The sequence below is a fragment of the Actinomycetospora sp. NBRC 106375 genome, from assembly GCF_030269665.1.
In the GTDB taxonomy this organism is placed as follows: Bacteria; Actinomycetota; Actinomycetes; order Mycobacteriales; family Pseudonocardiaceae; genus Actinomycetospora.
In genome coordinates this window covers 478,997-504,583 of the sequence record NZ_BSTS01000001.1, presented here as the reverse complement: position 1 = coordinate 504,583, position 25,587 = coordinate 478,997, and the positions used below count along the sequence as shown (strand labels likewise).

Annotated in this window: 28 protein-coding genes and 1 tRNA gene; 17 read left to right on the top strand and 12 right to left on the bottom strand. The window is 74.0% G+C overall.

The annotated features are described in order from the left end of the window. Nucleotides 1–116 precede the first annotated feature (116 nt). Together QSK03_RS02435 and QSK03_RS02430 are read right to left on the bottom strand one after the other, a co-directional pair. Nucleotides 117–371, bottom strand: a complete 255-nt coding sequence (locus QSK03_RS02435) for a hypothetical protein (RefSeq protein WP_285648356.1) — start codon at nucleotides 369–371, stop codon at nucleotides 117–119. Nucleotides 372–513: 142 nt separating this feature from the next. After that, on the bottom strand, nucleotides 514–1,449 hold the full coding sequence (locus QSK03_RS02430) for a nicotianamine synthase family protein (RefSeq protein ID WP_285648355.1): 936 nt from the start codon (nucleotides 1,447–1,449) through the stop codon (nucleotides 514–516). Between the two features lie 109 nt (nucleotides 1,450–1,558). On the opposite strand from QSK03_RS02430, the gene QSK03_RS02425 reads away from it, so the two are divergent. The 3 genes from QSK03_RS02425 to QSK03_RS02415 are packed head-to-tail and all read left to right on the top strand — an operon-like array spanning nucleotide 1,559 to nucleotide 3,609. Continuing rightward, nucleotides 1,559–1,918 (top strand): ArsR/SmtB family transcription factor, encoded by a 360-nt coding sequence (locus tag QSK03_RS02425; protein ID WP_285648354.1) that lies wholly within the window; start codon nucleotides 1,559–1,561, stop codon nucleotides 1,916–1,918. Between the two features lie 11 nt (nucleotides 1,919–1,929). Continuing rightward, nucleotides 1,930–3,069, top strand: a complete 1,140-nt coding sequence (locus QSK03_RS02420; RefSeq protein ID WP_285648353.1) for an adenylate/guanylate cyclase domain-containing protein — start codon at nucleotides 1,930–1,932, stop codon at nucleotides 3,067–3,069. A gap of 18 nt (nucleotides 3,070–3,087) precedes the next feature. After that, nucleotides 3,088–3,609 (top strand): VOC family protein, encoded by a 522-nt coding sequence (locus tag QSK03_RS02415; RefSeq protein WP_502872113.1) that lies wholly within the window; start codon nucleotides 3,088–3,090, stop codon nucleotides 3,607–3,609. A 113-nt stretch (nucleotides 3,610–3,722) separates the two neighbouring features. On the opposite strand, the gene QSK03_RS02410 is transcribed toward QSK03_RS02415, so the two are convergent. The 5 genes from QSK03_RS02410 to QSK03_RS02390 form a co-directional block, all read right to left on the bottom strand. After that, the gene (locus QSK03_RS02410; RefSeq protein WP_285648352.1) at nucleotides 3,723–5,300 is read right to left on the bottom strand and encodes an HNH endonuclease signature motif containing protein; all 1,578 of its coding nucleotides are present in this window, start codon (nucleotides 5,298–5,300) and stop codon (nucleotides 3,723–3,725) included. An 82-nt stretch (nucleotides 5,301–5,382) separates the two neighbouring features. Then, on the bottom strand, nucleotides 5,383–6,708 hold the full coding sequence (locus tag QSK03_RS02405) for a hypothetical protein (protein WP_285648351.1): 1,326 nt from the start codon (nucleotides 6,706–6,708) through the stop codon (nucleotides 5,383–5,385). A 149-nt stretch (nucleotides 6,709–6,857) separates the two neighbouring features. Then, nucleotides 6,858–7,643 (bottom strand): crotonase/enoyl-CoA hydratase family protein, encoded by a 786-nt coding sequence (locus tag QSK03_RS02400; protein ID WP_285648350.1) that lies wholly within the window; start codon nucleotides 7,641–7,643, stop codon nucleotides 6,858–6,860. Then, a complete protein-coding gene (locus QSK03_RS02395) occupies nucleotides 7,640–8,398 on the bottom strand; it encodes an SDR family NAD(P)-dependent oxidoreductase (protein WP_285648349.1) in 759 nt (252 codons plus the stop codon). Before QSK03_RS02395 ends, QSK03_RS02400 begins: the two co-directional genes overlap by 4 nt. A 64-nt stretch (nucleotides 8,399–8,462) precedes the next feature. Continuing rightward, complete coding sequence (locus QSK03_RS02390; RefSeq protein ID WP_285648348.1) at nucleotides 8,463–9,650, bottom strand: MFS transporter; 1,188 nt, start codon at nucleotides 9,648–9,650, stop codon at nucleotides 8,463–8,465. Nucleotides 9,651–9,741: 91 nt separating this feature from the next. Between QSK03_RS02390 and QSK03_RS02385 the strand changes: the two genes are divergently transcribed. After that, entirely contained in the window at nucleotides 9,742–10,644 is a 903-nt protein-coding gene (locus QSK03_RS02385) for an SDR family oxidoreductase (protein WP_285648347.1), read from the top strand. Between the two features lie 5 nt (nucleotides 10,645–10,649). Here QSK03_RS02385 and QSK03_RS02380 read toward each other — a convergent pair whose 3' ends face one another. After that, nucleotides 10,650–10,964: a GNAT family N-acetyltransferase gene (locus QSK03_RS02380; protein ID WP_285648346.1), complete on the bottom strand. Its 315-nt coding sequence runs from the start codon at nucleotides 10,962–10,964 to the stop codon at nucleotides 10,650–10,652. Between the two features lie 269 nt (nucleotides 10,965–11,233). Here QSK03_RS02380 and QSK03_RS02375 point away from each other — a divergent pair, with 269 nt between their 5' ends. The 3 genes from QSK03_RS02375 to QSK03_RS02365 all read left to right on the top strand — a co-directional run bounded on the left by QSK03_RS02375 (nucleotide 11,234) and on the right by QSK03_RS02365 (nucleotide 12,957). After that, on the top strand, nucleotides 11,234–12,106 hold the full coding sequence (locus QSK03_RS02375) for an esterase/lipase family protein (RefSeq protein ID WP_285648345.1): 873 nt from the start codon (nucleotides 11,234–11,236) through the stop codon (nucleotides 12,104–12,106). Nucleotides 12,107–12,231: 125 nt separating this feature from the next. Further along, complete coding sequence (locus QSK03_RS02370; RefSeq protein ID WP_285648344.1) at nucleotides 12,232–12,516, top strand: WhiB family transcriptional regulator; 285 nt, start codon at nucleotides 12,232–12,234, stop codon at nucleotides 12,514–12,516. A gap of 30 nt (nucleotides 12,517–12,546) precedes the next feature. After that, entirely contained in the window at nucleotides 12,547–12,957 is a 411-nt protein-coding gene (locus QSK03_RS02365; protein ID WP_285648343.1) for an OsmC family protein, read from the top strand. Nucleotides 12,958–12,960: 3 nt separating this feature from the next. Here QSK03_RS02365 and QSK03_RS02360 read toward each other — a convergent pair whose 3' ends face one another. Continuing rightward, entirely contained in the window at nucleotides 12,961–13,317 is a 357-nt protein-coding gene (locus QSK03_RS02360) for a nuclear transport factor 2 family protein (RefSeq protein ID WP_285648342.1), read from the bottom strand. Nucleotides 13,318–13,349: 32 nt separating this feature from the next. Here QSK03_RS02360 and QSK03_RS02355 point away from each other — a divergent pair, with 32 nt between their 5' ends. Further along, nucleotides 13,350–13,997: a rhomboid-like protein gene (locus QSK03_RS02355; RefSeq protein WP_285648341.1), complete on the top strand. Its 648-nt coding sequence runs from the start codon at nucleotides 13,350–13,352 to the stop codon at nucleotides 13,995–13,997. Here the strand turns inward: QSK03_RS02355 and QSK03_RS02350 are convergent. Next, nucleotides 13,903–14,616 carry a winged helix-turn-helix transcriptional regulator gene (locus QSK03_RS02350; RefSeq protein WP_285648340.1) on the bottom strand — a complete coding sequence of 238 codons (714 nt, stop codon included), beginning with the start codon at nucleotides 14,614–14,616 and terminating at the stop codon, nucleotides 13,903–13,905. The two genes, QSK03_RS02355 and QSK03_RS02350, sit on opposite strands and share 95 nt — an antisense overlap. A gap of 121 nt (nucleotides 14,617–14,737) precedes the next feature. Between QSK03_RS02350 and QSK03_RS02345 the strand changes: the two genes are divergently transcribed. Then, complete coding sequence (locus QSK03_RS02345) at nucleotides 14,738–15,184, top strand: cupin domain-containing protein (RefSeq protein ID WP_285648339.1); 447 nt, start codon at nucleotides 14,738–14,740, stop codon at nucleotides 15,182–15,184. Nucleotides 15,185–15,191: 7 nt separating this feature from the next. Here QSK03_RS02345 and QSK03_RS02340 read toward each other — a convergent pair whose 3' ends face one another. After that, the gene (locus QSK03_RS02340) at nucleotides 15,192–15,977 is read right to left on the bottom strand and encodes a hypothetical protein (protein ID WP_285648338.1); all 786 of its coding nucleotides are present in this window, start codon (nucleotides 15,975–15,977) and stop codon (nucleotides 15,192–15,194) included. Between the two features lie 102 nt (nucleotides 15,978–16,079). On the opposite strand from QSK03_RS02340, the gene QSK03_RS02335 reads away from it, so the two are divergent. The 8 genes from QSK03_RS02335 to QSK03_RS02300 all read left to right on the top strand — a co-directional run bounded on the left by QSK03_RS02335 (nucleotide 16,080) and on the right by QSK03_RS02300 (nucleotide 24,044). Beyond that, nucleotides 16,080–16,153 (top strand) — tRNA-Leu (locus QSK03_RS02335). Nucleotides 16,154–16,517: 364 nt separating this feature from the next. Next, nucleotides 16,518–17,147 (top strand): ANTAR domain-containing response regulator, encoded by a 630-nt coding sequence (locus QSK03_RS02330; protein ID WP_285648337.1) that lies wholly within the window; start codon nucleotides 16,518–16,520, stop codon nucleotides 17,145–17,147. 210 nt (nucleotides 17,148–17,357) lie between these two features. Continuing rightward, complete coding sequence (locus tag QSK03_RS02325) at nucleotides 17,358–18,539, top strand: branched-chain amino acid ABC transporter substrate-binding protein (protein WP_285648336.1); 1,182 nt, start codon at nucleotides 17,358–17,360, stop codon at nucleotides 18,537–18,539. 232 nt (nucleotides 18,540–18,771) lie between these two features. Then, entirely contained in the window at nucleotides 18,772–19,974 is a 1,203-nt protein-coding gene (locus QSK03_RS02320) for a branched-chain amino acid ABC transporter substrate-binding protein (protein ID WP_285648335.1), read from the top strand. Nucleotides 19,975–20,201: 227 nt separating this feature from the next. Continuing rightward, entirely contained in the window at nucleotides 20,202–21,188 is a 987-nt protein-coding gene (locus QSK03_RS02315; protein ID WP_285648334.1) for a branched-chain amino acid ABC transporter permease, read from the top strand. Continuing rightward, nucleotides 21,185–22,384 (top strand): branched-chain amino acid ABC transporter permease, encoded by a 1,200-nt coding sequence (locus QSK03_RS02310; RefSeq protein WP_502872112.1) that lies wholly within the window; start codon nucleotides 21,185–21,187, stop codon nucleotides 22,382–22,384. Before QSK03_RS02315 ends, QSK03_RS02310 begins: the two co-directional genes overlap by 4 nt. Then, complete coding sequence (locus QSK03_RS02305) at nucleotides 22,381–23,328, top strand: ABC transporter ATP-binding protein (RefSeq protein WP_285648333.1); 948 nt, start codon at nucleotides 22,381–22,383, stop codon at nucleotides 23,326–23,328. Before QSK03_RS02310 ends, QSK03_RS02305 begins: the two co-directional genes overlap by 4 nt. Next, complete coding sequence (locus QSK03_RS02300) at nucleotides 23,325–24,044, top strand: ABC transporter ATP-binding protein (protein WP_285648332.1); 720 nt, start codon at nucleotides 23,325–23,327, stop codon at nucleotides 24,042–24,044. Before QSK03_RS02305 ends, QSK03_RS02300 begins: the two co-directional genes overlap by 4 nt. On the opposite strand, the gene QSK03_RS02295 is transcribed toward QSK03_RS02300, so the two are convergent. Continuing rightward, nucleotides 23,948–25,582 (bottom strand): FAD-dependent oxidoreductase, encoded by a 1,635-nt coding sequence (locus QSK03_RS02295; RefSeq protein ID WP_285648331.1) that lies wholly within the window; start codon nucleotides 25,580–25,582, stop codon nucleotides 23,948–23,950. The genes QSK03_RS02300 and QSK03_RS02295 overlap by 97 nt on opposite strands. Between the last annotated feature and the right edge of the window lie 5 nt (nucleotides 25,583–25,587).

Here is a 25,587-nt window from a genome sequence, read left to right as displayed (position 1 = left end):
TCGTCGGCCCCGACCTGTGGCGATGCGTCCGACCGGGCGTCGTGCAGCTCACGTGGGCGCGTCGAAGATCCGGTGAGGCTACTCGCCGGTCACCGTGGGGCCGGTGCCGCCCGGCCTCAGGGGAAGGTCAGCAGATCCGGGACGTGCCCGACGCGCCGGCCGCCGACCGCCGGGGGTCCGGGGGCCACGGCGGCGTGGTCGTCCCGGAGCGAGCGCAGCAGATCGGTCACCGACCGGCCCTCACCGCCGCCCGCGTGGCGGGCCCGGCGCGACGCCTCTGTGCCGGCCGTGTGCGCGCCGGCCGCCTGCGCGCCGGCCGCGCGCTCGTGGTCGACGTCGGCCATCGCGGCGAAGATCGGCGTCGGCTCCATCCCGGACGACGCTAGCCGCGCGTGGGGACGCCGAGCCGGGCTCGCCCACGAACGAGGGCAATGACGTCACCCGCGCGAGGGGGCGCCCCGATCGCTCGGGGCGGGTTCGCTCGGGCCGGGGATCGTTCGGGCCGGGGATCGCTCAGGCCGGGACGCGGGCGAGCACCACGGAGTTCACGACGTCCGTGTGCGGGTGCAGCACGGCGACCGGGTCGAGGCCGCCGAGCGCACCGTGCGCGGCGTCGTCGACGTCGAGCACGGGGTAGAGCAGGCCGCGCAGGGAGTGGGCGCTGCGCGCGAGCACGGTGGCGCCCGGGCGCATCACGGCGCGGACGTGGGCGAGCGCCGCGGCCTTGTCGTCCGGGGCGAGGCCCACGAGCGCGGCGACGCAGACGAGGTCGTAGCCGGTGAGGTCGCCGAGGGTGAGCACGTCGCCCTCGACCACGGTGACGTCGTCGCCGAGGGCGCGGGCCAGCGCCCCGCCCAGAGCGACGGCCTCGGGATCGACGTCGACGGCGTCGACCCGCACGCCGTACCGGGCGAGCATCAGCGCCGAGAGCGGCAGCGGCCCCGACCCGACGAACAGCGCGCGGCGCGGCGCGCTCGGGGCGTGGCCCGCGACCGCGTGGTACTCGATCCGCGTCAGGTCGCGGTAGTTCTGCACGTAGGGGAACCGCTCGAGCTCGGCGGCGGGGTCCACGGCGGCGAGGATCCGGCGCGCCCAGGCTCGCTCCAGGGCGTACTCGCCGGCGGCACAGCGCGCGCGGAGGTCCGGCAGCCGCTCGGTGAGCTGCGGGTCGCCCAGCACGGCGTCGACGACCTGCGCCGGTCGCGGCGCGACGGCGAGGCCGACGAGGCGGGTGAACAGGGTGTCCGTGGTCGGACCCGGCTCGAGATCGGGAGCGGCGACCAGCGCGTCGTGCAGGGCGAGGATCTCGGTGATCAGCGCGGTGTGCTCACCCGTGTCGTGGTGGCAGGCACGGACGGCCAGACGGGGGGAGAGGTCGAGGGGGCGTTCGGCGGTGTGGGCGCGAGCCCGGCCGGCGCGGGTCGACGGGCGATCGAGCGGACTGCTCATCTCCTGCGGTCCTCCCCGGGGTGGGCTGCGTCGTCGGAGTCGTCCGAGTCGGTCGAGTCGGTCGAGATCCCATGGAACACGATCTCCTGCCCTGGCACGATACGTAAACGTGTACGCAACTGACAACGTCGGGCCGTTCACCGACCTGCCGGCGACCGAGCACGTCGACGTCGCCGTCGAGGGCCTGCGGATGCTGGCCGACCCCACGCGGTTGCGGATCCTGTGGCTGCTCTGCGGCGACGAGCTGGACGTCTCGACCCTCGCCGAGCGTCTCGGGGCGACGCGCCCGGCGATCTCCCAGCACCTCACGAAGCTCCGGCTCGCCGGTCTGGTCACCCAGCGCCGTGCGGGACGTCACGTGCTCTCGCGGGCTCGCGACCACCACGTGGGTGAGCTGCTCGACGTCCTGCTCCACGACGCGGGACACCGTCGGGCGATGACCGCGCACCCCCGTGCGGAGGCCCCGTAGGGTCCGCGCCCGTGGGGGGACCCGAGGGGCGGCTGGGTGAGGTCGTCGCCGCGCTCTGCGGCAGCCGGTCGGCCGCGCAGGTGGTCGACGCGCGGGGCCGGCTCGCCTGGGTGTCCGAGCAGATGCTGATGATGGCCGGGGCGGACGAGGACACCGACGTCGGCGTCGGGCGGCACGTCGACGAGGTGCTCGATCGCCCGATCTGGCGCGAGATGCTCACGCCCGACGCCGTCGAGACGCTGCGCCGCGACCTCCACCCTCGCCTCGACGACCCCTCGGGCGAGCACGCGCCGCTGTGGGTGCTGCCGCTCGAGCTGCGGATGGGGTCGCGGCAGCGCGGCATCGGCATGCTCGGCGTGACCCTGCGCCAGGCGGACGGCTCGCCGCTCGGCGCGGTGCTGATCTACGCCCCGCTGCTGCCGGCGCGGGTGCTCGCGCTGGTCAGCGAGGGCGACGAGGCGATGTTCACGCGCATGGCCGACCTCTCCGAACCCGCGCAGCGTCCCGCGGCCGTGGTCTTCGCCGACATCGACGGCTCCGGCCCGCTGTCGCGGCGGCTGCCCACCGAGGTCTACTTCGAGCTGATCCGCGGCGTGACCACCGCGTTCGACGAGCTCGTCGGACGCCACGGCGGCATCGTCGGCAAGCACGCGGGCGACGGGGCGAGCGCCTACTTCCTGGCGGAGTCGCACGGGGCGGACTCCGACGCCGCCGCCGCGGCCCTGCGCGTGGTGCAGACGCTCCCGGACGTCGTGGCGGACGTCGTCGCGGACCTCGCCGAGACCGGCGCGGACATCGCCGTCGCGGACTGCCGGATGAACATCGGCGCGCACTGGGGCGCGGACCTGTTCATCGGTCAGATCGTGACGGGCGGCCGCCTCGAGGTGACCGCGCTGGGCGACGAGGTGAACGAGTGCGCGCGGGTCGAGCAGGTGGCGACCGGTGGCCAGCGTCTGATCACGAAGACGCTGGTCGAACGCCTCGACGACGGGGCCGCGGCCGACCTCGGCCTGCGCCCGCGCGGCATGACCTACCGCATGCTCGCCGACCTGAGTCGCGACGGTGCGGCGGCCGCCGGGACGACCGGCGCGAAGGCCGGACTGAAGGCGGAACGCGACGCGGGCTCGTTGGCGGTCCACGATCTCGGTTGAATCATCTACGGTGCTCCCGTGAGTGCCGAGAAGTCGTCGTTGATCAGCGAGGATGAGCGCCAGCGGCTGACCGCCGAGCGCGACCGCATCCGCGAGGAGTTCCTCTTCTCGCGGGAGAACCGCCCGCCGTCCACCGGCAAGGGCATCCACCACACCGCACTCGTCTGTCGCGACGTGCGCACGACCGTGGAGTGGTACCAGAACGTGGCCGGCTTCCCGGTCACCGTCCTGTTCGAGAACCGCGACCTGGCGGGCTCGACCCACTTCTTCTTCGACGTCGGCAACGGCAACTGCCTCGCCTTCTTCGACCTGCCCGGCGTCGACCCCGGCCCGTACGCCGAGGTGCTCGGCGGGCTGCACCACATCGCCATCTCGGTGCCGGGCAGCCAGTGGTACGGCATCAAGCGACGCCTCGACGAGCGCGGGGCCGACTACATGGTCGAGTCCGATGTCTCGATCTACACGCAGGACCCGGACGGGGCTCGCGTCGAGTTCATCATGGACCCGCTGGGGGAGATGTACGGCGAGGACACCGTCTGATCGCCGTCGACGGCGTGCGGCCGTCTGATCGGACCGGCTCCCCTCGCGCGTGACCGCCGGGAGGGCGCGCGGGTGCTGGAGATGCTTCGGATTCCGAAGCAGTCCCCGCCCGATCAGCTCGCGACGCGCGCCCCTCCGCCGGGCCGGGGTTGTCGGTCGGGGTCGATCCAGCCGGGCGGTGTGAACCAGGGCAGGCCGTCGACGATGGCGACGGTCCAGTGGCCGTGGTGGATGAGCTGGTGGTGGAACCGGCACAACAGGGTCATGTTGTCCAGGGCGGTGTCGCCGTGGTCGAGCCACTGGCGGACGTGGTGGGCGTGGCAGCGGCGGGGTCGTCGGGTGCAGCCGGGGAACGCGCAGCCGCCGTCGCGCACGATCAGGGCGCGGCGGATGCCTTCGGGGGCTGAGTACGAGAGGCGCCCGACGTCGAGGGGTTCGCCGCGGGAGCCCAGGACCATCGGCACGATCCCGGCGTCGCAGGCCCAGCGGCGGATGGTGGTGACGTCGACCGCGTGCCCGGAGTCGAGGACGCCGTGTCCGACCTGGTCGCGCAGCCAGCGGTGGTCGATGGTGATCGTGAGCAGGGCGCGGGCCGGCCCGGCACCCGGGGCGGGTGCGGGGCTCGGCGTGGGGTTCGGCGCGGCCCGCAGCGGCTCGGGGATCCGCGGCTCGGGGATCAGCGCCTGCTGACCGCCACCCTCGCCATCACCATCACCATCACCATCACCAGCGCCACCGGCGCCCCCGCCATCATCAGCGCGGTCACCGCCACAACCACCGGTGCCGTCGGCTGCGGTGTCGGCGGCATCGCTGTCCGTCTCGCTGTCCGTCTCGCTGTCCGTCTCGTCGTCCACGGCGCCGGCGGCGCCGACGGCGTCGTCGGCGTTCTCGGCGTCCGTGCCGATGCGGGCGTCGGCGGGCTCGTCGGGGGTGTGGTCGGGGTTCTCGCGGCGGGCGTCGGTGGCCAGCCCGGTCGCGCCGAGCGCGTTCTGGGCGAGGTCTTTCAGGGCGTCGGCGTGCCGACGGGCCAGATCCCGGTCGTCGTCGGGGCCGGCGGGGGTCGAGAGCAGGTCGAACACCTCGACGATCATCTCGGCGTCCAGCGGGTCCTGCAGCCGGCCCTTGAGCGCCAGTGACCCGTCGCGGCGGCGCAGCAACCGCAACTCATCCCGGGCGTCGGCGCCGTCGGGCGGGGCGACGCCGTCGGGGTCGAACTCGGCCAGCATCCGGTCGGCGACCCGGCGCAGCATCCGCGGCGGCAACCCCGCCGCCGCCTCGGCCAGGATCCGCTCACACGAGACCAGGTCGTCGACCGCGACGGTCCCGAGGTGTTCCAGACGGCCCAGGGTGCGGCGGATGATCACGACGTGATCGGCGGAGACCTGACCGTCGGCGCACACCGCCGCGGTGCACGGATAGCGCGGGGGCAGCGGCTCACCCCGCAACGACACCCGCGGGCAGAGATCCTCGGCCTCCTCGACCCGGCGGCCGGCCTCGGCCGGGTCGACCCGCCACAGCTCCGCGACCAGCCGCGCCGCGCTGCGATCACCGGTCGCCTGCGCCACCCCGAGACGGACCAGCTCGGCGACGTCCTCGAGCTGGCGGTAATAGCCCCGACGCTGGTCCACCACCCGCTCACGGGCCCGGTCGAGCGCCGCACACTCCACCGGCCCCACCACCCGCTCGCTCATGTGTTCGATTCTATCGAACACCACCGACAGCGGCGACACCCACGACAACATCGTCGCGATCGCGAACGGCTCCGCGCGGATGTCAGGCCGGAGGGGACAGGTCCTCGCGGGCGGCGCTGGCGCCCTCGCGGAAGCGGGCGAGGTTCTCGCCGATGGCCTGTGGGTCCGATGGCCGCGCCGGGCCCGAGCGCGGTGGCGGGAGGACGGCGCCGGGCGCGAGACGGGCGGCCGGGTCACGGATCGGGAGCCCGGCCGCGGTGAGCCCACCGGTGGGACTGTGCAGGGCCGCCTGCGCGGCCTCGTACCCGGTGTCGGCGGGGGAGGACCACGCACCGTCCCCGCCCGCCCGCGACTCCGCCACGTCGAGGAACCACGCGGACAGCTCGTCGAAGATCGGCTCGCTGTCGCTCTCCGCCGCGCGGTGGTGGGCCCCAGCTGCTCGGTCACGCGGGCCAGGGACCGGCGTGATCGGCTCGGTGGGCGGCGAGAACGCCGCGGCGCCGGGGGGCGCTCCGGCCTCGGGCGGCGGTGTCGGTGGCACGAACACGGGGGCCGGGTCGCCGCGTCGTGTCAGCGCCGCGAACGTCCGCCCGCGACGCGGCGCGGGCTCCGGCACGCCCTCGGTGGGTGGCTCGAGGCGCGGCGCCGGGCCCGCATCGGGGCCCGGCTCACGCCACGGCTCGAGGCCCGGCTCACGCCCCCGCTCGAGTGTCGGCTCGGGGGTCGGCTCACGCCCCAGCTCGGGGGTCGGCCCACGCCCCGGCTCGGGGGTCGGCTCACGCCCCGGCTCGTCCCTCGGGTCGAGGGTCGGCGCCGAGGTCGGTTCGGGCATCGCCCGCTCCGCCACCGCCGGCTCGTCCAGGGGAGGGGGCGGCGGCACGGTGGGCGGGGACAGGGGCGGCACGCCCCCCGACGACGGCACCACGCCACCCGGGAGCGGCGAGGAGCCCGAGGAGCCCGAGGAGCCCGAGCCGGTCGAGGACGCCGTGCCCCACCGCGACATGAGTTCCCGCAGCTCGCCGTCGTCGTGCTCGGAGACGCGCACGACGGGGACGCCGTAACGCCCGACGCGGCGCCGGAACCGCGCGGGCAGCTGGCTGTGGAGCATCCCGTCCAGCTGGGCGAGGTACTCGCCGACCGAGGAGGCGCGGACCGCGACCGGCAGCTCGTCGCGCGTGAACGACCAGAGTGCGCGCAGACGCTCACGGCCGTCGAGGACGGTCTCGTGCTCGTCCTCGCCGGCGACGACGATCGGGGGGATCGGCCAGCGCCGCAGGACGGAGTCGACGAGGAGCTGCTGGCGACGCAGGGTCCAGCCGCCGGGACCGTCCCACCCGGGAGCCAGCTCCTCGCGGGAGATCCGTGCGAGCAGCACCTCGAGCTCGACGACGGAGTGGTGCAGGTCCATGCCTGGTCCCCCGGGGCTGGCTGTCCCGATCGCGCGTCGGCCGGCGCCCGCCTGGTCGAGCGACGAAGCCTGCATCGTAGGTGATGCGCCCCCGTCGCTGGTGGGTGATCCGGGCCGCCGTGACGACCCGGATCACCGACCGGCGCGGATCAGCGACCCTGCCAGACCGGAGCGCGCTTCTCGGCGAAGGCCGCGGCGCCCTCGCGGGCGTCCTCGCTGCCCAGTACCGGGCCGAGGATCTCGCCCTGGCGCTTCCAGGTCTCGGCGGCCGACCAGTCGGGCGACTCGACGATCACGCGCTTGCTCGCCCGCACCGCGAGCGGGCCGTTGGCGCCGATCCGTCCCGCCAGCTCGCGGGCGCCGTCGAGGGCGCCGCCGGGGGCGGTGAGGTGGTTGACCAGGCCCCAGCGGTGGGCGTCGGCGGCGGACATCGGGTCGCCCGTGAGGGCGAGCTCCATGGCGACGGTCCGCGGGATGCGCGTGGGCAGTCGCAGGAGCCCGCCGGCCGCGGCCGCGAGCCCGCGCTTGACCTCGGGGATGCCGAAGCTCGCCTCCTCCGAGGCGACGACGAGGTCGCACGACAGGGCCAGCTCGCAGCCCCCGGCGAGCGCCGGCCCCTCGACGGCCGCGATGAGCGGCTTCTCGGGCGGTCGCTGGGTGATGCCGGCGAAGCCACGGTCGCCGATGTGCGGGCGCTCCCCGCGCAGGAAGGCCTTGAGGTCCATCCCGGCGCTGAAGAACCCGCCGGCGCCGGTGAGGATGCCGGACACGAGGGCGTCGTCGCCGTCGAGCTCGTCGAGGGCGTCGGCGATGCCCTGGGCCACCGCGGTGTTCACCGAGTTGCGGGCCTTCGGCCGGTCGATCGTGATGACCAGCGTCGTGCCCTCCCGCTCGGTGCGCAGGACGGTCTCGTCGTCGGCCGAGGGGGCGCTCACCGCGGGGCCATCCGGATCGCGCCGTCGAGGCGGATCGTCTCGCCGTTGAGCATCGGGTTCTGCAGCATCGAGACCGCCATCTGCCCGTACTCGGCCGGGTCGCCGAGGCGGCGCGGGTTGGGCACGGACTCGCCGAGAGCCTTGCGCACGTCGTCCGACAGCGTCGCGAACAGCGGGGTGTCGAACAGGCCGGGCGCGATCGTGTTGACGCGCACCAGCTTCGAGGCGAGGTCGCGCGCCGCGCAGAGGGTCATCGACACGACGCCGCCCTTGGACGCGGAGTAGGCCATCTGCCCGATCTGGCCCTCGAACGCCGCCACCGACGCCGTCATGATCATGGCACCGCGCTCGCCGTTCACGGGTTCCGTGCGCGCGATGGCGGCACCGCCGAGGCGCAGGGCGTTGAACGAGCCGAAGAGGTTCACCCGGATGACCCGTTCGAAGGCCTCCATGTCGCCCGGCTCGCCGTTCTTCTCCACGACGCGGGTGAGGCTGCCGATGCCCGCGCAGTGCACCAGCGCGCGGAACGGCCCGGCGGCCTCCGCGGCGGCGACGGCGGAGCCGAGCGCGTCCGCGTCGGTGACGTCGGCCGCGACGAACTCGCCGCCGAGGTCCGCGGCGACCTCCTTCCCGTTCGACGACGGCAGGTCGGCGACCACCACCCGGCCGCCCGCCGCGGTGATCGCCTGCGCGGTGGCCAGACCGAGGCCCGACGCGCCGCCGGTGACGAGGGCCGAGACGCCCTGCAAATCCATGATCAGGTTCCTCCCGTCGATGGGGTGAGCTGCCGCGCACCATAAACAGTCGGAGCTGACTGTGTCACCGTCCCCGGCTCCCGGCGCGCGTCCCGGTGACCACCGCGGCGACGACGGCGACGCCGAGCGTGATCACGACGGCCGCGCCGATCGCGGCAGCCGGGGCGACGGCGTCGATCAGCACACCGGCCAGGGGAGAGGCGATCGTCGCGCCCACCATGAGCGCCGAGCTGTGCAGCCCGGTGGCGACACCACGGGCGGCGTCGGGGGCGAGGCGCCCGACCGTCTCGGCGGCGGCGGCCAGCGCCGGCGCGCAGAAGGCCCCGGCGGGCACGAGCAGCAACGTGACCGTCCACCACGGCCCGCCGAGGGCGACCGGCAGGGACCCGAGCGCGAGGAACCCGAGGAGCACCGCGGTCGGGGGCGGCCGGCGCGCCGCCCCGTAGATCCATCCGCCGAGCAGCGACGCCGCGCACCAGACGGTGTTGGCGAGGGCGAACCACGCGGTCTCGCCCCGCCCGGTGAGGATCGCGACCACCGACAGCTCGGTCGCGGTGAGCATGAGGATCGCCGCGGCGGTGGCGGCCAGGGCGACGAGCATCGGGCCGCGCAGCCACGAGCGCAGGGGCGGCGGTCGCTCGCCGTGCGGGACACCCCGCGGCCGGACCGGGGGGTCGAGCCACCCCAGTGCCGCGGTGGCCAGCACGAACGCGGCGCCGACGACCCAGGCCCCGGTCCCCGGCAGCGTGAGCGCCACGAGCGTGCCCAGCGCCGGCCCGACCGCGTAGGTGACCTCGACCGACATCGCGTCGAGAGCGAACGCCGGCCTGTGGTGCTCGGCGGGCACGGAGGCGGCCACCGACTGGCGCACCACGGAGAACGCGGGCGGCATCAGGAGCCCGGCCGCGAGGGCCGCAGGGGCGAGCGTCGTCGCGTCGAGCAGGGGGACGAGGGCCCAGAACACGGTCTGGGCGACCGCGCAGAGCAGCAGGACGGGGCGCAGTCCCCGGTGGTCGATCAGCCGGCCGAGCAGCGGGGCGCCGAGGGCGATCCCCGCCGTGACCGCGCCGCCGACGAGCCCGGCGGCCGCGAACCCGCGGTCGAGGTCGACGGCCACGTGGAGGGTCAGGAACACCCCGACGGCGGTGACGGGCAGGCGGGCGGCGAAGCCGATCCCGCAGAGGGCCGCGAGCCCGGGCAGCCGCAGCACCGCCCGGTAGGTGGCCACCGCGCCCCCCGTCGTCCCGGCCACGCCTCCCATCATGACCCGGCGGCGCGACCCCGTTCCGTGAGACGCCGCGACCGAGGTCTGCCGCGCGGCCCGCGTGGGCACACCGCTTCCCATGACCGAGCCGACCGACCCGACCGCACCACCCGTCCTGCCCACCGCGACCTACGCCGTCACCGGCGCGACCGGCCACCTCGGCCGTCTCGCGGTCGACGCCCTGCTGCGACGCGACGTCCCGGCGCGGAACGTCTTCGCGCTGGTGCGCGACCCGGAGAAGGCCAAGGACCTGGCCGACCTCGGCGTCGGCGTCCGCGAGGCCGACTACGACCGGCCCGACACGCTCGGTCCCGCGCTCGAGGGGATCGAGCGCCTGCTGCTCGTGTCCAGCCCGTCGGCCGAGGACCCGGTCGGGCAGCACACCGCCGTGATCCGCGCGGCCGACGCCGCCGACGTCGGCTTCGTCGTCTACACGAGCATCCTGCACGCCGACGACACCGAGAACGTCCTCGCGCCCAAGCACGCCGACACCGAGGACGTGCTGCAGGGGTCCGGCCTGCCCTTCGCCGTCGCCCGCAACGGCTGGTACACGGAGAACTACACCGCCCGGCTCGACGACTACCTCGCGCACGGCGAGATCGTCGGCGCCACCGGCGACGGGCGGAACTCCGCGGCGACCCGGGCCGACTACGCCGAGGCCGCCGTCTCCCTGCTCACCGGCGACATCGCCGACCAGCAGGGCTACTGGGAGCTGGGCGGTCCCGCGTTCACCATGGCCGAGCTCGCCGCGACGATCACCCAGGTCACCGGCACGGAGGTGACCTACCGCGACATCTCCGCGGAGGAGTTCGCCGACGCGCTGCAGTCGATGGGCATGGACGCCGACACCGCCGGGTTCGTCACCGCCCTCGAGCTCTCCGCCGCCCGCGGCGAGCTGGAGACCGACAGCCCCGCGCTGGAGAACCTGCTGGGCCGCGCGCCGACCCCGCTGGTCGACGCCGTCCGCGCCGCACGCCTGTAGGTCCGTCAGCCGGCGACGGCGCACTCACCGTTGCCGATGGGGTCCAGGAAGCGGACGTCGACGCCGTCGAGGCGCTCGGGGTGGTCGCGCAGGAAGGCGCGCACGCGGGGGCAGAGCGGGACGATCCGGTAGCCCCGGTCCCGCAGGAGGCCGAGCGCCGCGCCCAGCAGCACGGGGGCGTCGCCGTCCCGGACCTCGGAGTAGGCCAGGACGGCGGCGTCGGCCCGCAGGCCGAACTCGACGAACCCCTCGATCGCGCCCGCCCGGCGGAGCTCGACGCGCGTGCGCGCGGCGTCGTAGACGATCTCGAGCTCGGCCATGGTCCCCCGACCCTGCGTACGGCGGTGCGCACGCAGCGTTGCCGGTGCCGCCGACCGGCGCAAGACTCGCCTCCCCGGTCCGGGTGAGCCGTCGCGACCGGAGAGTCCAGCGGCTCCCGTCGTGCGCCGAACGGGCAGGTCGCCCCCGATCGAGGTCCAGCTCGACCGGATGGCGCCGTGAAGTGGGGTTGTCCGGACTGCCCCGGGGGTATTTCGATCTCGACCCAGGTGTCGCGTCGGGGCGGCACCGCGGCGAGGAGGTGGTCGTCATGGCCGTCCCCACACCGACGTCGGACGCCGGCTCGAGCACCGTGGTCGCGTCCCTGCCCTTTCCGGCCTGGTGGCTCACCGCCACCGATCTCGGCCGTGCGTCGGTGGAGACCGTCGCGTGGCACGCGGTCCGGCACGTCCTGCCCGGCGGCGGACGCGGTGACGGGCGCCCGGTGCTGGTGCTGCCGGGCTTCCTGACCAGCGACGTCGCGACCGCGGCCCTCCGCGCCCACCTGCGCAACCGCGGCTTCCACACCCACCGCTGGACCCTGGGCCTCAACCGCGGGTTCACCGACGCGATCCTCGACGGGCTGCTCGCGCGGTTCGACGAGGTCCACGCCCAGCACGGCCGTCCGGCGGCGATCGTGGGCTGGAGCCTCGGCGGGCTGATGGCGCGCTGGCTCGCCCAGCAGCGGCCCGACGCCGTCGAACGCATCGTCTGCCTCGGCTCGCCCTGGCGCGCCGAGATCGAGGAGAACCGTGTGACCGGCGCGTTCCGCGCCGCCGAGCGGCACTGGGGCTTCTCCGACCGCACCGACGAGGTGATCGAGCTGGTCCGTCGCCCCGTACCGGTCCGGTCGGTCGCCGTCTACTCGCCCTACGACGGCCTCCTGCACGGCGACGGCTGCCGCCAGGACGACGGCGACCTGTGCGAGAACGTCGTCGTCCCGAGCAGCCACTGCGGGCTCACCCACAACCCGGCGGCCCTGATGGCGGTCGCCGACCGTCTCGAGGTGCCCCTCGAGCGCTGGCGCCCCTTCCGCTGGCCGCAGGCGGTCTCGCACGGGCTGTCGGGCGACGGTCGCGGGCGCCGCCGTCGGCGCACACCGTCCCCGGCCCCATCCCCGGCCACCGTCGCGGCCGCGGCCTGACATCGTCCGGACCCCCACGACCGTCCACGCACCACCGCCCTGTGCGTCCGCGTCCCGAGGAGACGGGGATCTCACACAGGTTGCGCACAACAAGGTGTACGACAGTCGGTAGGAGGTGTGCATCAATGGCTGATGTCTCGCGGCTCCCCTGGGCGATCACCGACCACTGGGACTGGCAGCGCGACGCCGCGTGCCGCGGCATGAACTCCGAGCTCTTCTTCCACCCCGACGGCGAACGCGACCCCCGCCGCAGCCGTCGCATCGAGGCGGCGGCCCGGATCTGTGCCGGCTGCGCGGTCCGCGAGCCCTGCCGTGACTGGGCCCGCCGCGTCGCGGAGCCGTACGGCGTGTGGGGAGGCGAGAGCGAGCAGGAACGCCGCGAGCACCTCGCCCGCGGGCGCCCCGGCTGAGACCGCGGCGGTGATGGCAGGCTGAGGACCATGGACGCACCGGCCGTGTGGGCCCGGGGTCACCTGCCCGACGGCGACGGGCGCACGGTCGCCCTCGACGTCAACGGCCTGGCGCTGGACTGCGTGGTCCCCGCGGACGACGGTCCGCCCGACGGCGCGACGTCCTTCGGGCTGCTGGCCGCCTCCCTCTCGTCGTGCACCGCGATGTCGGTCCGCACGTTCCTGCACCGCTGGCACGTCCCGGGCTGCGCCGTGACCGTCGAGGTGTCCTTCGAGGCCGGCCCGCCCCCGGTGCTGCACCGCGAGGTCCGCCTCGCCGTCGACCTCGATCCCGACGCTCGCCGCCAGCTCGCGACCGTCGTCGACAGCACGCCGGTGACGGTCCTCCTGCGCGACGCCCTGGTGATCGTGACGCACCTGGACGTGGGCGCACCGGCCTGACGGTCAGCCGTCCAGCACGGTGTGCAGCCGGGTGATGCGGCCGTCCTCGACGAGCGCGATGTCGGTGCCGGTGACGACCGGGGCGCCGCCCTCGGGCCCGAACGCCCAGGACAGCAGCCCGAGATCGCCGCTGACGCGCGGCAGGCCGGTGGCGTGGAAGACGAAGTCCGCGGGAGCGTCGGACAGCAGCGCCGCCACCTTCGCGTCGACGGCGTCGCGCCCGTGCACGAGGGCCTCGGGGTCCTGGAACAGGACGTCCTCGTGGTAGATCGCCGCGATCGCGGCGCGACGCCGGCCGTCGTCGCGCTCGCCGAACACCTCGACCAGGTTGCGCTGCAGGATCTCACCGACGTCCGCCATCGTTCGATCATGCCGTGCCGGGGAGCGGGGACGTGAGGTCCTACCTCCGTGCCGGCCCGGTGACCGCCGCGTACCTCGCGGTCCTCGTCGTCACCCACGTCGTCCTGACCCGGACGGGCGCCTTCGCGCCGGCGCAGGCGTGGAGCAGCACGAACGTCGAGAACCTCGCCCGCCACCCGCTGGGCTCGCTCGCCTCCAGCCTGGTGTTCCTGAGCAACGGTCCGACGATCACGGCCGGCACGGTCGCGATCGTCGTGGTCGGCGTCGGCGGCGCCCTGTGGTGGCTGGAGTCCCGGCACGGGCTCGGCACGGCGTGCGCGGCGTTCGTCGGCGGCCACGCGGGGGCGACGGCCGTGACGGCGCTCGTGATCCTCGTGGCGGTGCGCGCCGGCGTCTATCCCGCCGCCGTGCTCGCCGCGCCCGACGTCGGCGTCAGCTACGGCGCCCAGGCGGCCGCGGCGTGCGTCGTGGCGCTGCTGCCCAGGTGGGCGTCCGTGGCCGGCGGGGCGGTGCTCGTGGCGTGGCCGCTGCTCGACGCGACGTGGTTCGGTGCGGTCCCCGACTTCACGACCGTGGGCCACCTCGTCAGCGCGGTGCTGGGGTTCGCGGTCGGGCTGCTCGTGCGGCGGCGGTCCCGGGCGTCGACGCGGCGAACGGGCTCGGCCGGATCCAACCCGTGAACGCGCGGGCGAGGTCGGTCGGCCCGTCGAGGGCCAGGCGACCCGAGCGCAGGGCGTCGTCCCAGCTCACGCGGGTGAGGTGGATGTCGACGAGGCAGCCCGCGTCGGTGCGCGCGATGAGGTCCTCGGTGTGGCCCAGCCCGCGCGAGCACAGCTCCGGGTGGGGACGGCGCAGGATGAGCCAGGCGCGCTCCTCGGGGCGGTCGACGATGTCGAACCGCACGACGACCGTCCGCTCCGGGAGCCGGTCGACGTCGACGAGCTTCGTGGTCACCCACAGCACGTACGCGGGCTCGAGGTGGTGCGGCTCGATCTCCAGCCAGCGGGCGCCCCACTGGCCCATGGCGTCGGTGACGGTCTTGAGCTCGCGGCCCTTCTCGGTGAGGTCGTAACAGCGGCCGCGCCCGGACGGGGCAGGTTCGCTCGTGATGATGCCGTGGCGCTCGAGCGCCGTGAGCCGCTGCGCGAGCAGGGCGGTGGGGATGCCGGGCGCGCCCTGGCGGATGTCGGTGAACGTCCGGCAGCCGGCGAGCAGGTTGCGCACGATGAGCGGCGTCCACCGCTCCGCGAACAGCTCCGAGGTCCGGGCGATGGGGCAGAACTGCCCGTAGGTGCGCACGGGTCGAGGGTCGACCTCGCCGGGGCCCGGGACAACTTCACTTTCTGAGCGTGGCGCGCGAGGGAGTCGTGAGGACCCTGACGGGCACGGACCCACCGCACCGATGACAGAGGTGAGCACCATGCTTCTCCCGGACCAGGCCCACGTCGTCCGCCCCGGCGAGGGCGCCGTCGCCGAGCTCGGCATCGCCCGCATGCGCGTGCTCGCCGCGGGCGAGACCACCGGCCGGACGTGCACCCTCGCCGAGTTCAGCGGGGGTCCCGGCGCCTGGACGGTGCCGCACCGCCACCTCGGGATGGAGGAGTCGTTCTACGTGCTCGACGGCTCCTTCGACGTCGGCGTCGGGGACACCGAGGTCCACGTCGAACCGGGTGACTACCTGCTCGTGCCCCGCGACACCCGGCACGTCCTCGCCGCGGGCCCGGACGGCGGCCGGTGCCTCGTGCTCATGGTCCCCGGCGGACTCGAGGACATGTTCTTCGAGCTCGGCGGGCTCAGCGCCGACGCCATCCGCGACCCGGCCGCCCGCGCCGCGATCTCGGCACGCCACGACTCGGTGCCGGCCTGAGCGGCGGTCAGTACTTCGGGCCCACGAACTCGTCCAGCCGCGCGACCGCCTCGCGCCGCGCCACCGAGACCAGGTCCCACCTCGGTCGGCGGTACGCGACGCCGAGGCGGTCGAGTGCGGTCGTGGCGATGCCGAGGATGTCGGTCGACTTGTTCGAGAAGAAGTAGCGCGGGTACTCGTAGCGCTTGGTCCCGCTCTCCGTCTGCTTCTCGGTCCAGTTGGTGATCCGACAGCCATCGGAGTGGAAGAGACCCCGGAGGAGCCTGTCGGGCTCGCGTTCGACGATCTCCTGCTGCCACGGCTCGAGAGCGATCGGGCGCGCGTGCTTGGGGCCGGCGCCGTGCTGCGGGAACAGGCACAGCCAGTGCTTGGTGTAGCTCTTGACCGCGTGGCAGCCGGTCCTTGCGACGAGGTGCACCTTCGACGCCGTCATGACGGCACTCATCGACGCCATGACCTCGGCGCGCACTCCCAGCCAATCGTCGGCGCAGTAGATCGATAGGCAGGGGACCGAGCGGCGCGAGATGCTGATGTGGCCGTCTCCGAGGTAGTGGCCCAGAAGGTGGGCGTACCGGAACTCGTCGAGGGGGAACTCGTGACATCGGGGGCAGACCGGTGGCTCGGCGCGCGGGTCGGCGGGGCGCCGACCGCCGCGACACCAGTACTGGATCGTGCTCTTCGGGACCCCGAGGCTCCGCCCGATCTCGGTGGCGTCGAGCCCGCCGGCTCGCAGCGCGAGAGCGAGGTCGACCGTCGCCTGCGGGTGCACGCCGTTGACGCTTGCACCGACCACTGACAACGAGAGCCGACGCGGCTGAGGGCCTCACGACGCGGCGTCTATGCTCCGACGCGGCGAGGTGGTTCGGTGACGTGAGATGTACGCCAAGTGCCTTAAGCCCCTGTAGACCAATCGGCAGAGTCGATGGATTCAAAATCCATACAGTGTGGGTTCGAATCCCACCGGGGGCACGCGTCGCAACGACAAGATCCGGAATTGGTGAGCGAACGTTCCGCTCAGCGGAGCACGCGCTCACCAACTGAGGATCTCGCCCGCCGAGGCTGGCGGGCGCGGGTCGCGCTGCGGGCCCGGACCCCTGTTACGCCCTCCACACGAGGTGAGCGTCACCGTCCGTGATCCCGGCTCCGCCAGGTACTGTCCTGAATCGAAACGGCCTGCCCGAACCGGTCGCCGGGGGACGCGTCCACCGACCCGGGGCGGGCGGGGCGGCCGTCCCGGGGCGATCGCAACGCCGCGCCGCCGGGGGGCGGCGCGACGACGCGTGAGGACCGGACGCTGCGGGGCGCGACCGGGCCCGGGACGAAGGAGCCGCTCATGAGCCAGCCGGCCGACACCATCAGCGAGACCGAGCCCGCGCCCGCGGCGGACGTGCCCGCCGGCCTGCGGGTGGTGGTCGCGGAGGACGAGGCGCTCATCCGGCTCGACCTCGTGGAGATGCTCCGCGAGGAGGGCTACGACGTCGTCGGCGAGGCCGGCGACGGCGAGGAGGCCGTGCGCCTCGCCCGCGAGCTCCGCCCCAACCTGATCATGATGGACATCAAGATGCCCGGCACCGACGGGCTCGAAGCGGCGCGCACGATCGCCGGCGAGCGCCTGGCCCCGGTCGTCATGCTCACGGCGTTCAGCCAGCGCGAGCTGGTCGAGTCCGCGCGGGACGCCGGCGCGATGGCCTACCTGGTCAAGCCGTTCTCGAAGACCGACGTCGTGCCTGCCATCGAGCTGGCCGCGTCGCGGTTCGCCGAGGTCACCGCGCTCGAGGCCGAGGTCGCCGGGCTCACCGACCGTCTCGAGACCCGCAAGGCGGTCGAGCGGGCCAAGGGCCTGCTGATGAGCAAGAAGAAGATGACCGAGCCGGACGCCTTCCGCTGGATCCAGCGCACCGCCATGGACCGCCGCACCACGATGCGTGCGGTGGCGGACGCGGTCGTCGAGACCTTCGGCTGACGCTACCGAGCGTGAGTAGGCCGCTCGGGTGACAGGCGTTCACCCACGGGCGCGCCGAAGCGCTGACCAGGACGGATGCATCGGCACCGTCCCCCGCGCGGCCGTCACTCGGCCGTGACCTACCGTGGGCCCCCACCACGGAACGGGCACGGCAGGGGGTCGAGGCGGGTGCGGCGACGTCGTCGGGTCGGAGCGGTGACGGGTGCCGCGGTGGTCGCCACGCTCCTCGTGCTCGCCGCCGGTTGCGGCGGCGCGGGCGGGTCGTCGGGCACCGGCGGCGACTGCGACACGAGCCGCGGCACGCTCGTCGTCGGCCTCGTGGCGCCGCTGTCCGGCGAGCTCGCGTCCGTCGGGCTCGGCATGAAGAACTCCGCCGACCTCGCGGTCACGCAGGCCAACGCGCGCTGCGCCGTGCCGGGCTACCACCTCGCCGTGCAGAGCCAGGACGACCGCGCAGACCCGGCGACCGGCGCCGCGGCGGCGGCGACGCTCGCCCGCGACCCGTCGCTGATCGGGGTGCTCGGCCCGTTCAACTCGTCGGTCGCCCAGGCGGTCCAGCCCGTCCTCGGCGCCGCCGGCGTCGTCCAGGTCTCGCCCGGCAGCACCGCGACGAGCCTGACCCGCGGCGCGAACGCGGTGAACGCCCCGTTGCGCCAGTACCAGACGTTCTTCCGGACGGTGGCGACCGACGCGGTGCAGGGTCCCGCGGCCGCGACGTACCTGGCGCGCGTCGAGAACAGGCGCCGCGTCGCGGTGGTGTCCGACGGCAAGACCTACGGCGAGGGCATCGCCGAGGAGTTCGCCAAGCAGCTCGCCACCGAGGGCGGCGACGTCGTCGCCCGGATCGCCGCGCCTCCCGGCAGCCCGCGCGCCGCGGTGGTCTCGCAGGTCGCCGCCGCCGCGCCCGACGCGGTGTTCTACGGCGGCGAGTACCCCGACGCCGGACCGCTCTCGGCGGCGCTCGCCGCGGGCGGGGTGAAGGCCCCGGTCGTCGGCGGTGACGGTGTGGTCAACCCCGGTTACGTCACGGCGGGTGGTCGCGAGGGTGACCTCGGCACCTCGGTGGGGCCGCCGCCGGAGACGCTCCCGGCCGCGCGCGGGTTCGTCGACGCCTACCGCCGGGCCGGCTATCCCGACAGCATCGGGTCGTACGGCGCGTTCACCTTCGATGCCGCGAACGTCCTCGTCGACTCCGCCGTCCGTACGCTGGGGGAGGACGGCGAGTGGTCGCCCGCCCTGCGCCCGGAGATGGTCCGGTCGGTGCAGGGATTCCACGGGGACGGCATCACGGGGCTGCTGTCGTTCGACCGTTTCGGCGACGTCAGCACCGACACCGTCACGGTCTACCGCGTCCAGGGCGGGCAGTGGTCGGTCGTCGGCCCCGCCGACTGACCCGAGCCGGGCCGGCCGACTGACCCGAGCCGGACCCGGGCCTGATCGCACAGCGCACCGGACGTCCGGATCTCCGCCACCGGTCTGGAACGGTTCGGACGTTACGGTCCGAATACGACCGCGTACGCGCTTGCGCGCGCGAGCACACACCCCCTATACCTTCCACACCCGACCGGGCGAGAGAGATCACGCGACCCCGTCGTGACTCATCCGGCGTGTGACGGAGGTGGACGTGATCCGACGACGGCTCGCAGCCGCGGGCGCGCTCGTGGCGGCAGTCGCACTGGTTCTCAGCGGCTGTGCCAACCAGGGAGGAGGGCAGGCGCAGGGTGGCGGACAGGCCGCCGGGGCGCCGAGCCAGCCCAGTGATGCGGCCCTGCCGGCCGGCAACGGCCAGGGACGCTGTGCCCCGGGGACGTCGATCGGCTACGCGGGCACCATCGCCGGCCAGAACGCCGCGCTGGGCATCGCCATCGTCAACGCCGCCCAGCTCGCGGTCGACCAGCACAACCAGGCGAACCCGAACTGCCAGGTCACCCTGGTCCGTGCCGACACCGGCGGCACCCCGGACACCGCGGTCGGCCCGACCACCGCGCTGATCAACAACCCGGCAGTCCTCGGCATCGTGGGCCTGCCGTTCTCCGGCGAGTCCCGCGCCGTCGGCCCCGCCCTCAACGCGGCCGGCCTGGTCAACATCACCCCGTCGGCCACCAACCCGGGGCTGACCCAGAACGGGTGGACCAACTTCTTCCGCGGCCTCGGCAACGACGCGGTCCAGGGCCCGGCCGTCGGCCGCTACATCCAGCAGCGGCTCAACGCCCAGAAGGTCTGCGTCATCAAGGACGACTCGGACTACGGCATCGGGCTCGCCCAGCAGGTGACCCAGACGCTCGGCCCGGCCGCCTCGTGCCAGGCCGATGTCAAGACCAACCAGCGCGAGTTCTCGGCGATCGTCGGCCAGGTGCAGCAGCAGGCGCCGCAGGCGATCTTCTACGCGGGCTACTACCAGGAGGCCGCGCCGCTGATCCAGCAGCTGCGTGACGCCGGCGTGCAGACCACGTTCATCGGTCCCGACGGCGTGAAGGACGAGCAGTACGTCGTCAACGCGGCCGGCTCGGCCGACGGCTCGCTGCTCTCGTGCCCGTGCGTGCCGCAGGAGGGCTTCACCGACTTCTCGAACGCCTACCGCCAGGCCTTCGGCGTCGCGCCGCAGACCTACTCGGCGGAGTCGTACGACGTCACGACGATCCTCCTGCGGGGTCTCGACAGCGGCATCGCCGACCGGGCGGGCCTGCTGAACTTCGTGCGGACCTACAACGGCCAGGGCCTCACCAAGCGGTTCCAGTGGAGCCCCACCGGGGAGCTCACGGCCACCCCGGTCTGGATGTACCGGGTGCAGGGCAACCAGATCGTCACCGACACCCAGATCGGCTGACGCGCACGAGCTGACGACCCTCGGCCGCGTTCCCGCGCAGCGTCGCGCGGGGACGCGGCCGTCGGTCGTCGGGGCCCTCCCGGGCCCGGTGTGCGGCCCGCCGCGGCGGGGCGGACACTGCCGTCCCGCACCTTTCCCGTGCCCGCCGCCGGCGGGCGCCCGACGCCCCCGGGGAGCGCGTCATCCCGTCTTCCGTTCTCGACCTCGCCGCGCTGCACGCAGCGCCGTTGATCGTGCACGCCGAGCCGTGGATCAACTTCGACGTCGGTCTGTTCTTCGACCGGTTCTGGGCGAACACGATCAACGGCCTCGCCTACGGCAGCATCTACGCGCTGGTGGCCCTGGGGTACACGCTGGTCTACGGCGTGCTCCAGCTGATCAACTTCGCGCACTCGGAGATCTTCGTCCTCGGGGTGTTCGGCACCTACCTGACGTTCCTCGCGCTCGGCTTCGAGCCCGGTGCGCTGCCGAACCTCCCGCTGCCGGCGATCATCCTCGACCTGGTCCTCGCCGGGCTCGTGGCGATGGCCGTGTCCGGCCTCGCCGCGGTGGGGCTGGAACGGGTGGCCTACCGGCCGCTGCGGAGACGCAACGCGCCCCGCCTGGCGTTCCTCATCACCGCCATCGGCGCGTCGTTCGCGATCCAGCAGGTCATCCGGATCTGGCGGGGGTCGAACCCCGAGGGCACGATCCGGCTCGTCCCGCCGTCGCCGGTCTTCACGATCTTCGGGGCCACGGTGACGAACCTGCAGATCGTCATCATCCTGGCCTCGCTCGCCATGTTCGTGGTCGCCGACCAGTTCGTGAACCGCAGCCGCCTCGGGCGCGGCATCCGCGCCGTGGCCCAGGACCCGGCCACCGCCACGCTCATGGGCGTCAACCGCGAGCGCGTCATCATGATCACGTTCCTCGTCGGCGGCCTGCTCGCCGGCGCGGCAGGGCTCTTCTACCTCATGACGATCCCGCAGGGGGCGGTCTACAACGGCGGCTTCCTGCTCGGGATCAAGGCGTTCACCGCGGCCGTGCTCGGCGGCATCGGCAACCTACGCGGCGCCCTGCTGGGCGGGCTGATCCTCGGCATCGTCGAGAACTACGGGCAGAGCCTCTTCGGCGGCGACTGGCGCGACGTCGTCGCGTTCGTGCTCCTCGTGCTGGTCCTGATGTTCCGGCCGACGGGCATCCTCGGGGAGTCGTTGGCGAGGTCGCGGGCATGACCGAGCACAGCGGAGCCGGACCCTCGATGCGAGAGCGGATGACCACCGTCTCGCACTGGTGGAACGCGCAGAGCCGGGCGGCGCAGTGGGGCTACATGGTCCCCGTCGTCGTCTTCCTGCTGGCGCTGCCGGTGCTGAACCCGCCGATCATCACGACCGAGCCCTACACCGACTTCCCGATCTCGCTGTTCAACGCGGCGGTGTTCGCGCTCATCGCGATCGGGCTCAACGTCGTCATCGGGCAGGCCGGCCTGCTCGACCTCGGCTACGTCGGCTTCTTCGCCATCGGCGCCTACACCGCGGCGCTGCTGTCCAGCCCCGACTCCGAGCTGGGCGTGCGCTACCCGTGGCTCGTGATCGTGCCGATCGCCATGGTCGTCACGATGATCTCCGGGGTCATCCTCGGGACGCCGACGCTGCGCCTGCGCGGCGACTACCTGGCGATCGTCACGCTGGGCTTCGGCGAGATCGTCCGGCTGCTCGCCGACAACGTCGACCCGCTGCGCGGCAACCGCGGGTTCCAGAACATCGCCCGGCCCGGCGGCGACTTCCCCGACGGCACGCCGATCTTCAGCCAGACCGACGCGCTCGGGTTCTACTGGCTCGCGGTGATCATCATCGTCATCGTCCTGCTGTTCATGGGGAACCTCGAGCGCTCGCGGGTCGGACGCGCGTGGATCGCCGTGCGCGAGGACGAGGACGCGGCCGAGCTCTCCGGCGTCCCGACCTACCGGTTCAAGATCTGGGCGTTCGCCATCGGCGCCGCGGTCGGCGGTCTGTCGGGGACGCTGTTCGCCGCGCAGGTCGGCTACGTCAACAACCAGCGCTTCGACATCACGACGTCGACGCTCTACCTCGCCGCGGTCGTGCTCGGCGGGCAGGGCAACAAGGTCGGGGTCATCGTCGGCGCGTTCCTCGTGTCCTACATCCCCGACCGGTTCCAGTTCGAGCCGACCTACCGGTTCCTGATCTTCGGCGTCGCGCTCATCATCCTGATGATCTTCCGGCCACAAGGGCTGCTCGGCATGCGCCAGCACCTCCTGGCCTACGGTCGCGAGGCGTACCAGAAGCTGTTCGGGGCCGGGGCGGCCGTCGCGCCGAGCGGGCTGACGGCGTCGTCCCGCGCCCGTGGTGACCTCGCCGAGGCCGAGCCGGACGACCACGCCGGCACCTCGCCGCGGGGAGGTGGCGAATGAGCGAGCCGACGCGGCGCGGCGGTGACCCCGGCGAGGGCATCCTCTCCTCGCTCGAGCACATGGACGCCGCCGAGCGGGCCGAGCACGACGCGGCGGTCGCGTCGTCGGTCGCGCCCGTGCGCGTCTCGACGGTCGCACAGGGCGAGACCCTGCTCGCGGTCGACGGCCTGACCGTGCGGTTCGGCGGCCTCACCGCGCTCGACGACGTCACCTTCGACGTGAAGCGCGGCGAGATCCTCGGCCTGATCGGCCCGAACGGCGCCGGCAAGACCACCTGCTTCAACATCATGACCGGCGTCTACCGGCCCACCTCGGGCGACGTCCTGCTCGAGGGCCGGTCGCTCTCGCGGATGAAGCGCTACCGGATCATCCAGGAGGGCGTGGCGCGGACGTTCCAGAACATCCGCCTCTTCGGCGCGATGACCGCACTGGAGAACGTCGTCGTGGGCACCGACGCCCGGCACCGGACCTCGATCCCCGGCGCGCTGCTGCGCCTGCCGCGCCACCGCCGCGAGGAGCGCGAGGGCGTCGAGAAGGCGATGGCGCTGCTGGAGTTCGTCGGTATCGCCGACCGGGCCGCCGACAAGGCCACCGCCCTGCCCTACGGCTACCAGCGCCGCCTCGAGATCGCCCGCGCGCTCGCGACGGAGCCCAAGCTGCTGTGCCTGGACGAGCCCGCCGCCGGGTTCTCGGCCACGGAGAAGGACGCGCTCTCCGAGCTCATCCTCAAGATCCGGGACGACGGGTACACCGTGGTCATCGTCGAGCACGACATGCGCGTCGTCCTCGGCGTCACCGACCGCCTCGTCGTGCTCGACTTCGGCCGCAAGATCGCCGACGGCGCGCCCGACGAGGTCCGGCGCGACCCGGCGGTGATCTCGGCGTACCTGGGCGGCGCGATCGACGAGGTCACGCCCGCGACCGCGGGGGAGGAGAACGCGTGAGCCTGCTCGAGCTGGAGGACGTGCACGTCGCCTACGGACGCATCCAGGCCCTGCGCGGGATCTCCCTGCGCGTCGAGGAGGGCCAGATCGTCGCCCTCATCGGGGCGAACGGCGCCGGCAAGTCGACGACGATGCGGGCGATCTCGGGGATCCTCGGTCTCCAGTCCGGGGCGATGCGCTTCGAGGGCGAGGACCTCACGTCCGTGCGCGCCGACCTGCGCGTCAAGAAGGGCATCAGCCAGGTGCCGGAAGGCCGGGGGATCTTCCCCGGCATGACGGTGGCCGAGAACATCGACATGGGTGCCTACCTGCGCTCGGACCGGCGCAGCCCCGAGTTCGCCGCCGACCTGGAACGGGTCTACGCGCTGTTCCCGCGGCTCGCGGAACGCCGCTCCCAGGCCGGCGGCACGCTCTCCGGCGGCGAGCAGCAGATGCTCGCCATGGGCCGCGCACTCATGGCGAGGCCGCGGCTCCTGCTGCTCGACGAGCCCTCCATGGGCCTCGCGCCGCAGTTCATCGCGCAGATCTTCCGCGTGATCGAGGAGATCAACCGCGAGGGGACCACGGTGCTGCTCGTCGAGCAGAACGCGACCCAGGCCCTCGGCCTCGCCCACGAGGCCTACGTGATGGAGACCGGCGAGGTCACCCGCTCCGGCACGGGCGCGGAGCTGCTCGCCGACCCGACGGTCCAGGACGCGTACCTCGGCGTGAGCTGACGCCCCACGTCGTCCACCGGACGCCCCAGCGCCACGGCGACCGCGTCGCGCAGGGCCGCGACGGGGTCGGTGACGGCGGCGTCGTGGCGCCAGGCCACGTAGCCGTCGGGCCGGACGAGCACGGCGCCGCCGCCGGCGAGCCGGTACGCCCGCGCGAGCCGGCCGTCGGGGTCGTGGAACTCCGGGGCGGCGACGCCCAGCACCCCGGCGGTGTCGCGCCAGGTCGCGTCGGCGGTCACGAGGGTGAGCCGGGAGTCCCAGAGGTCGAGCGTGGAGCGCCGCCGCCCGTCGACCGTGGTCCACACGTGCGGGGCGCGCTCGCCGGGTGCCGCGGCGAGGTCCGCCGGGTCGACGAGCCCAGCCCCCGCGCCGGCGATCACGGCGGAGGCGTACCGCGTGCCGAGGTCGCCGACGACGCCGTCGGACGGGTCGGTCTCGCCGGGACGCGCCGAGCGGCGCGCGTTGCGCTCGCCGACCGGCCGCCGCTCGGCGACGTAGCTCGCGAGCAGCGCCTCGCCGGCGTCCCCCCGGGCGGCCCAGGCCAGCTTCCAGCCGAGACCGTGCCCGTCCTGCACGGCGGTGTTGAGCCCGACGGCGTTGACCGGTGTCATCCGGTGCGCCGCGTCGCCGACGAGGAACGCCGCGCCCGCCCGGGAGGCGGTGGCGAGCTCGGCGTCGAGGTCGAAGACGGCGGTGCCGAGCAGGTCGGGCTCGAGGTCCGGGATGCCGGTGGCGGTGCGCAGCAGGGCGGTCCACCGCGCGTCGTCGGCGGGGAGGTCGGCATCGGTCGGGCACGGGCGGGCGTAGCCCCAGCGGTCGGTGCCCGCGTCCTCCCCGAAGGCGATGATCAGCCCGGTGGCCTCGCCGCAGGTCAGGGAGTACAGCGCGTGACGCCGGTCGCCGATCGCCGCCGAGAGGTCGGCACGGAACAGCATCTGCACGTGCCGCCCGATTCCGCCGAGGGGCGTGGTGTCGATCCCGAGCGCCGCGCGCACGCGGCTGCGCGGGCCGTCGGCACCGACCACGAAGCGGCTGGTCACCGTCGACGTGCTGCCCGTCGACCGGTCGACGACCCGGGCCCAGGCACCGGCGTCGTCGACGGCGAGGTCGGTGAGCTCCGTGTCGAACCGGACCTCGACCCCGGCGCGGCGGGCGGCGGCGAGCAGGATCGGTTCCAGGTGGTCCTGGGCGCAGCAGGCCGGGAAGGTCGGGCTGACCGTCAGGGCCTCGCGGGGGAGGGGGAAGCCGAGCGGGTTCTCGGTCATCTCCGGGTCGTCGAGCGTCGTGCCGAACGCGGCGCGGGGGACGACCTTCGAGCTGGCGGCGCGCACGGCGTCGCCGACGCCCCAGCTCCGGAAGATCTCCATCGTGCGGGTGCTCAGCCCCGAGGCCCGGGGATGGATCGAGGTGGTGCGATGCCGTTCGACGACCAGCACCTGCGCGCCGTGGCGCGCGGCGGAGATCGCGGTCGCGAGGCCGGCCGGGCCGGCGCCGACGACGAGGACGTGGGTCTGGTGGTGGCTCTCGTGGTTGCTCATGGCGT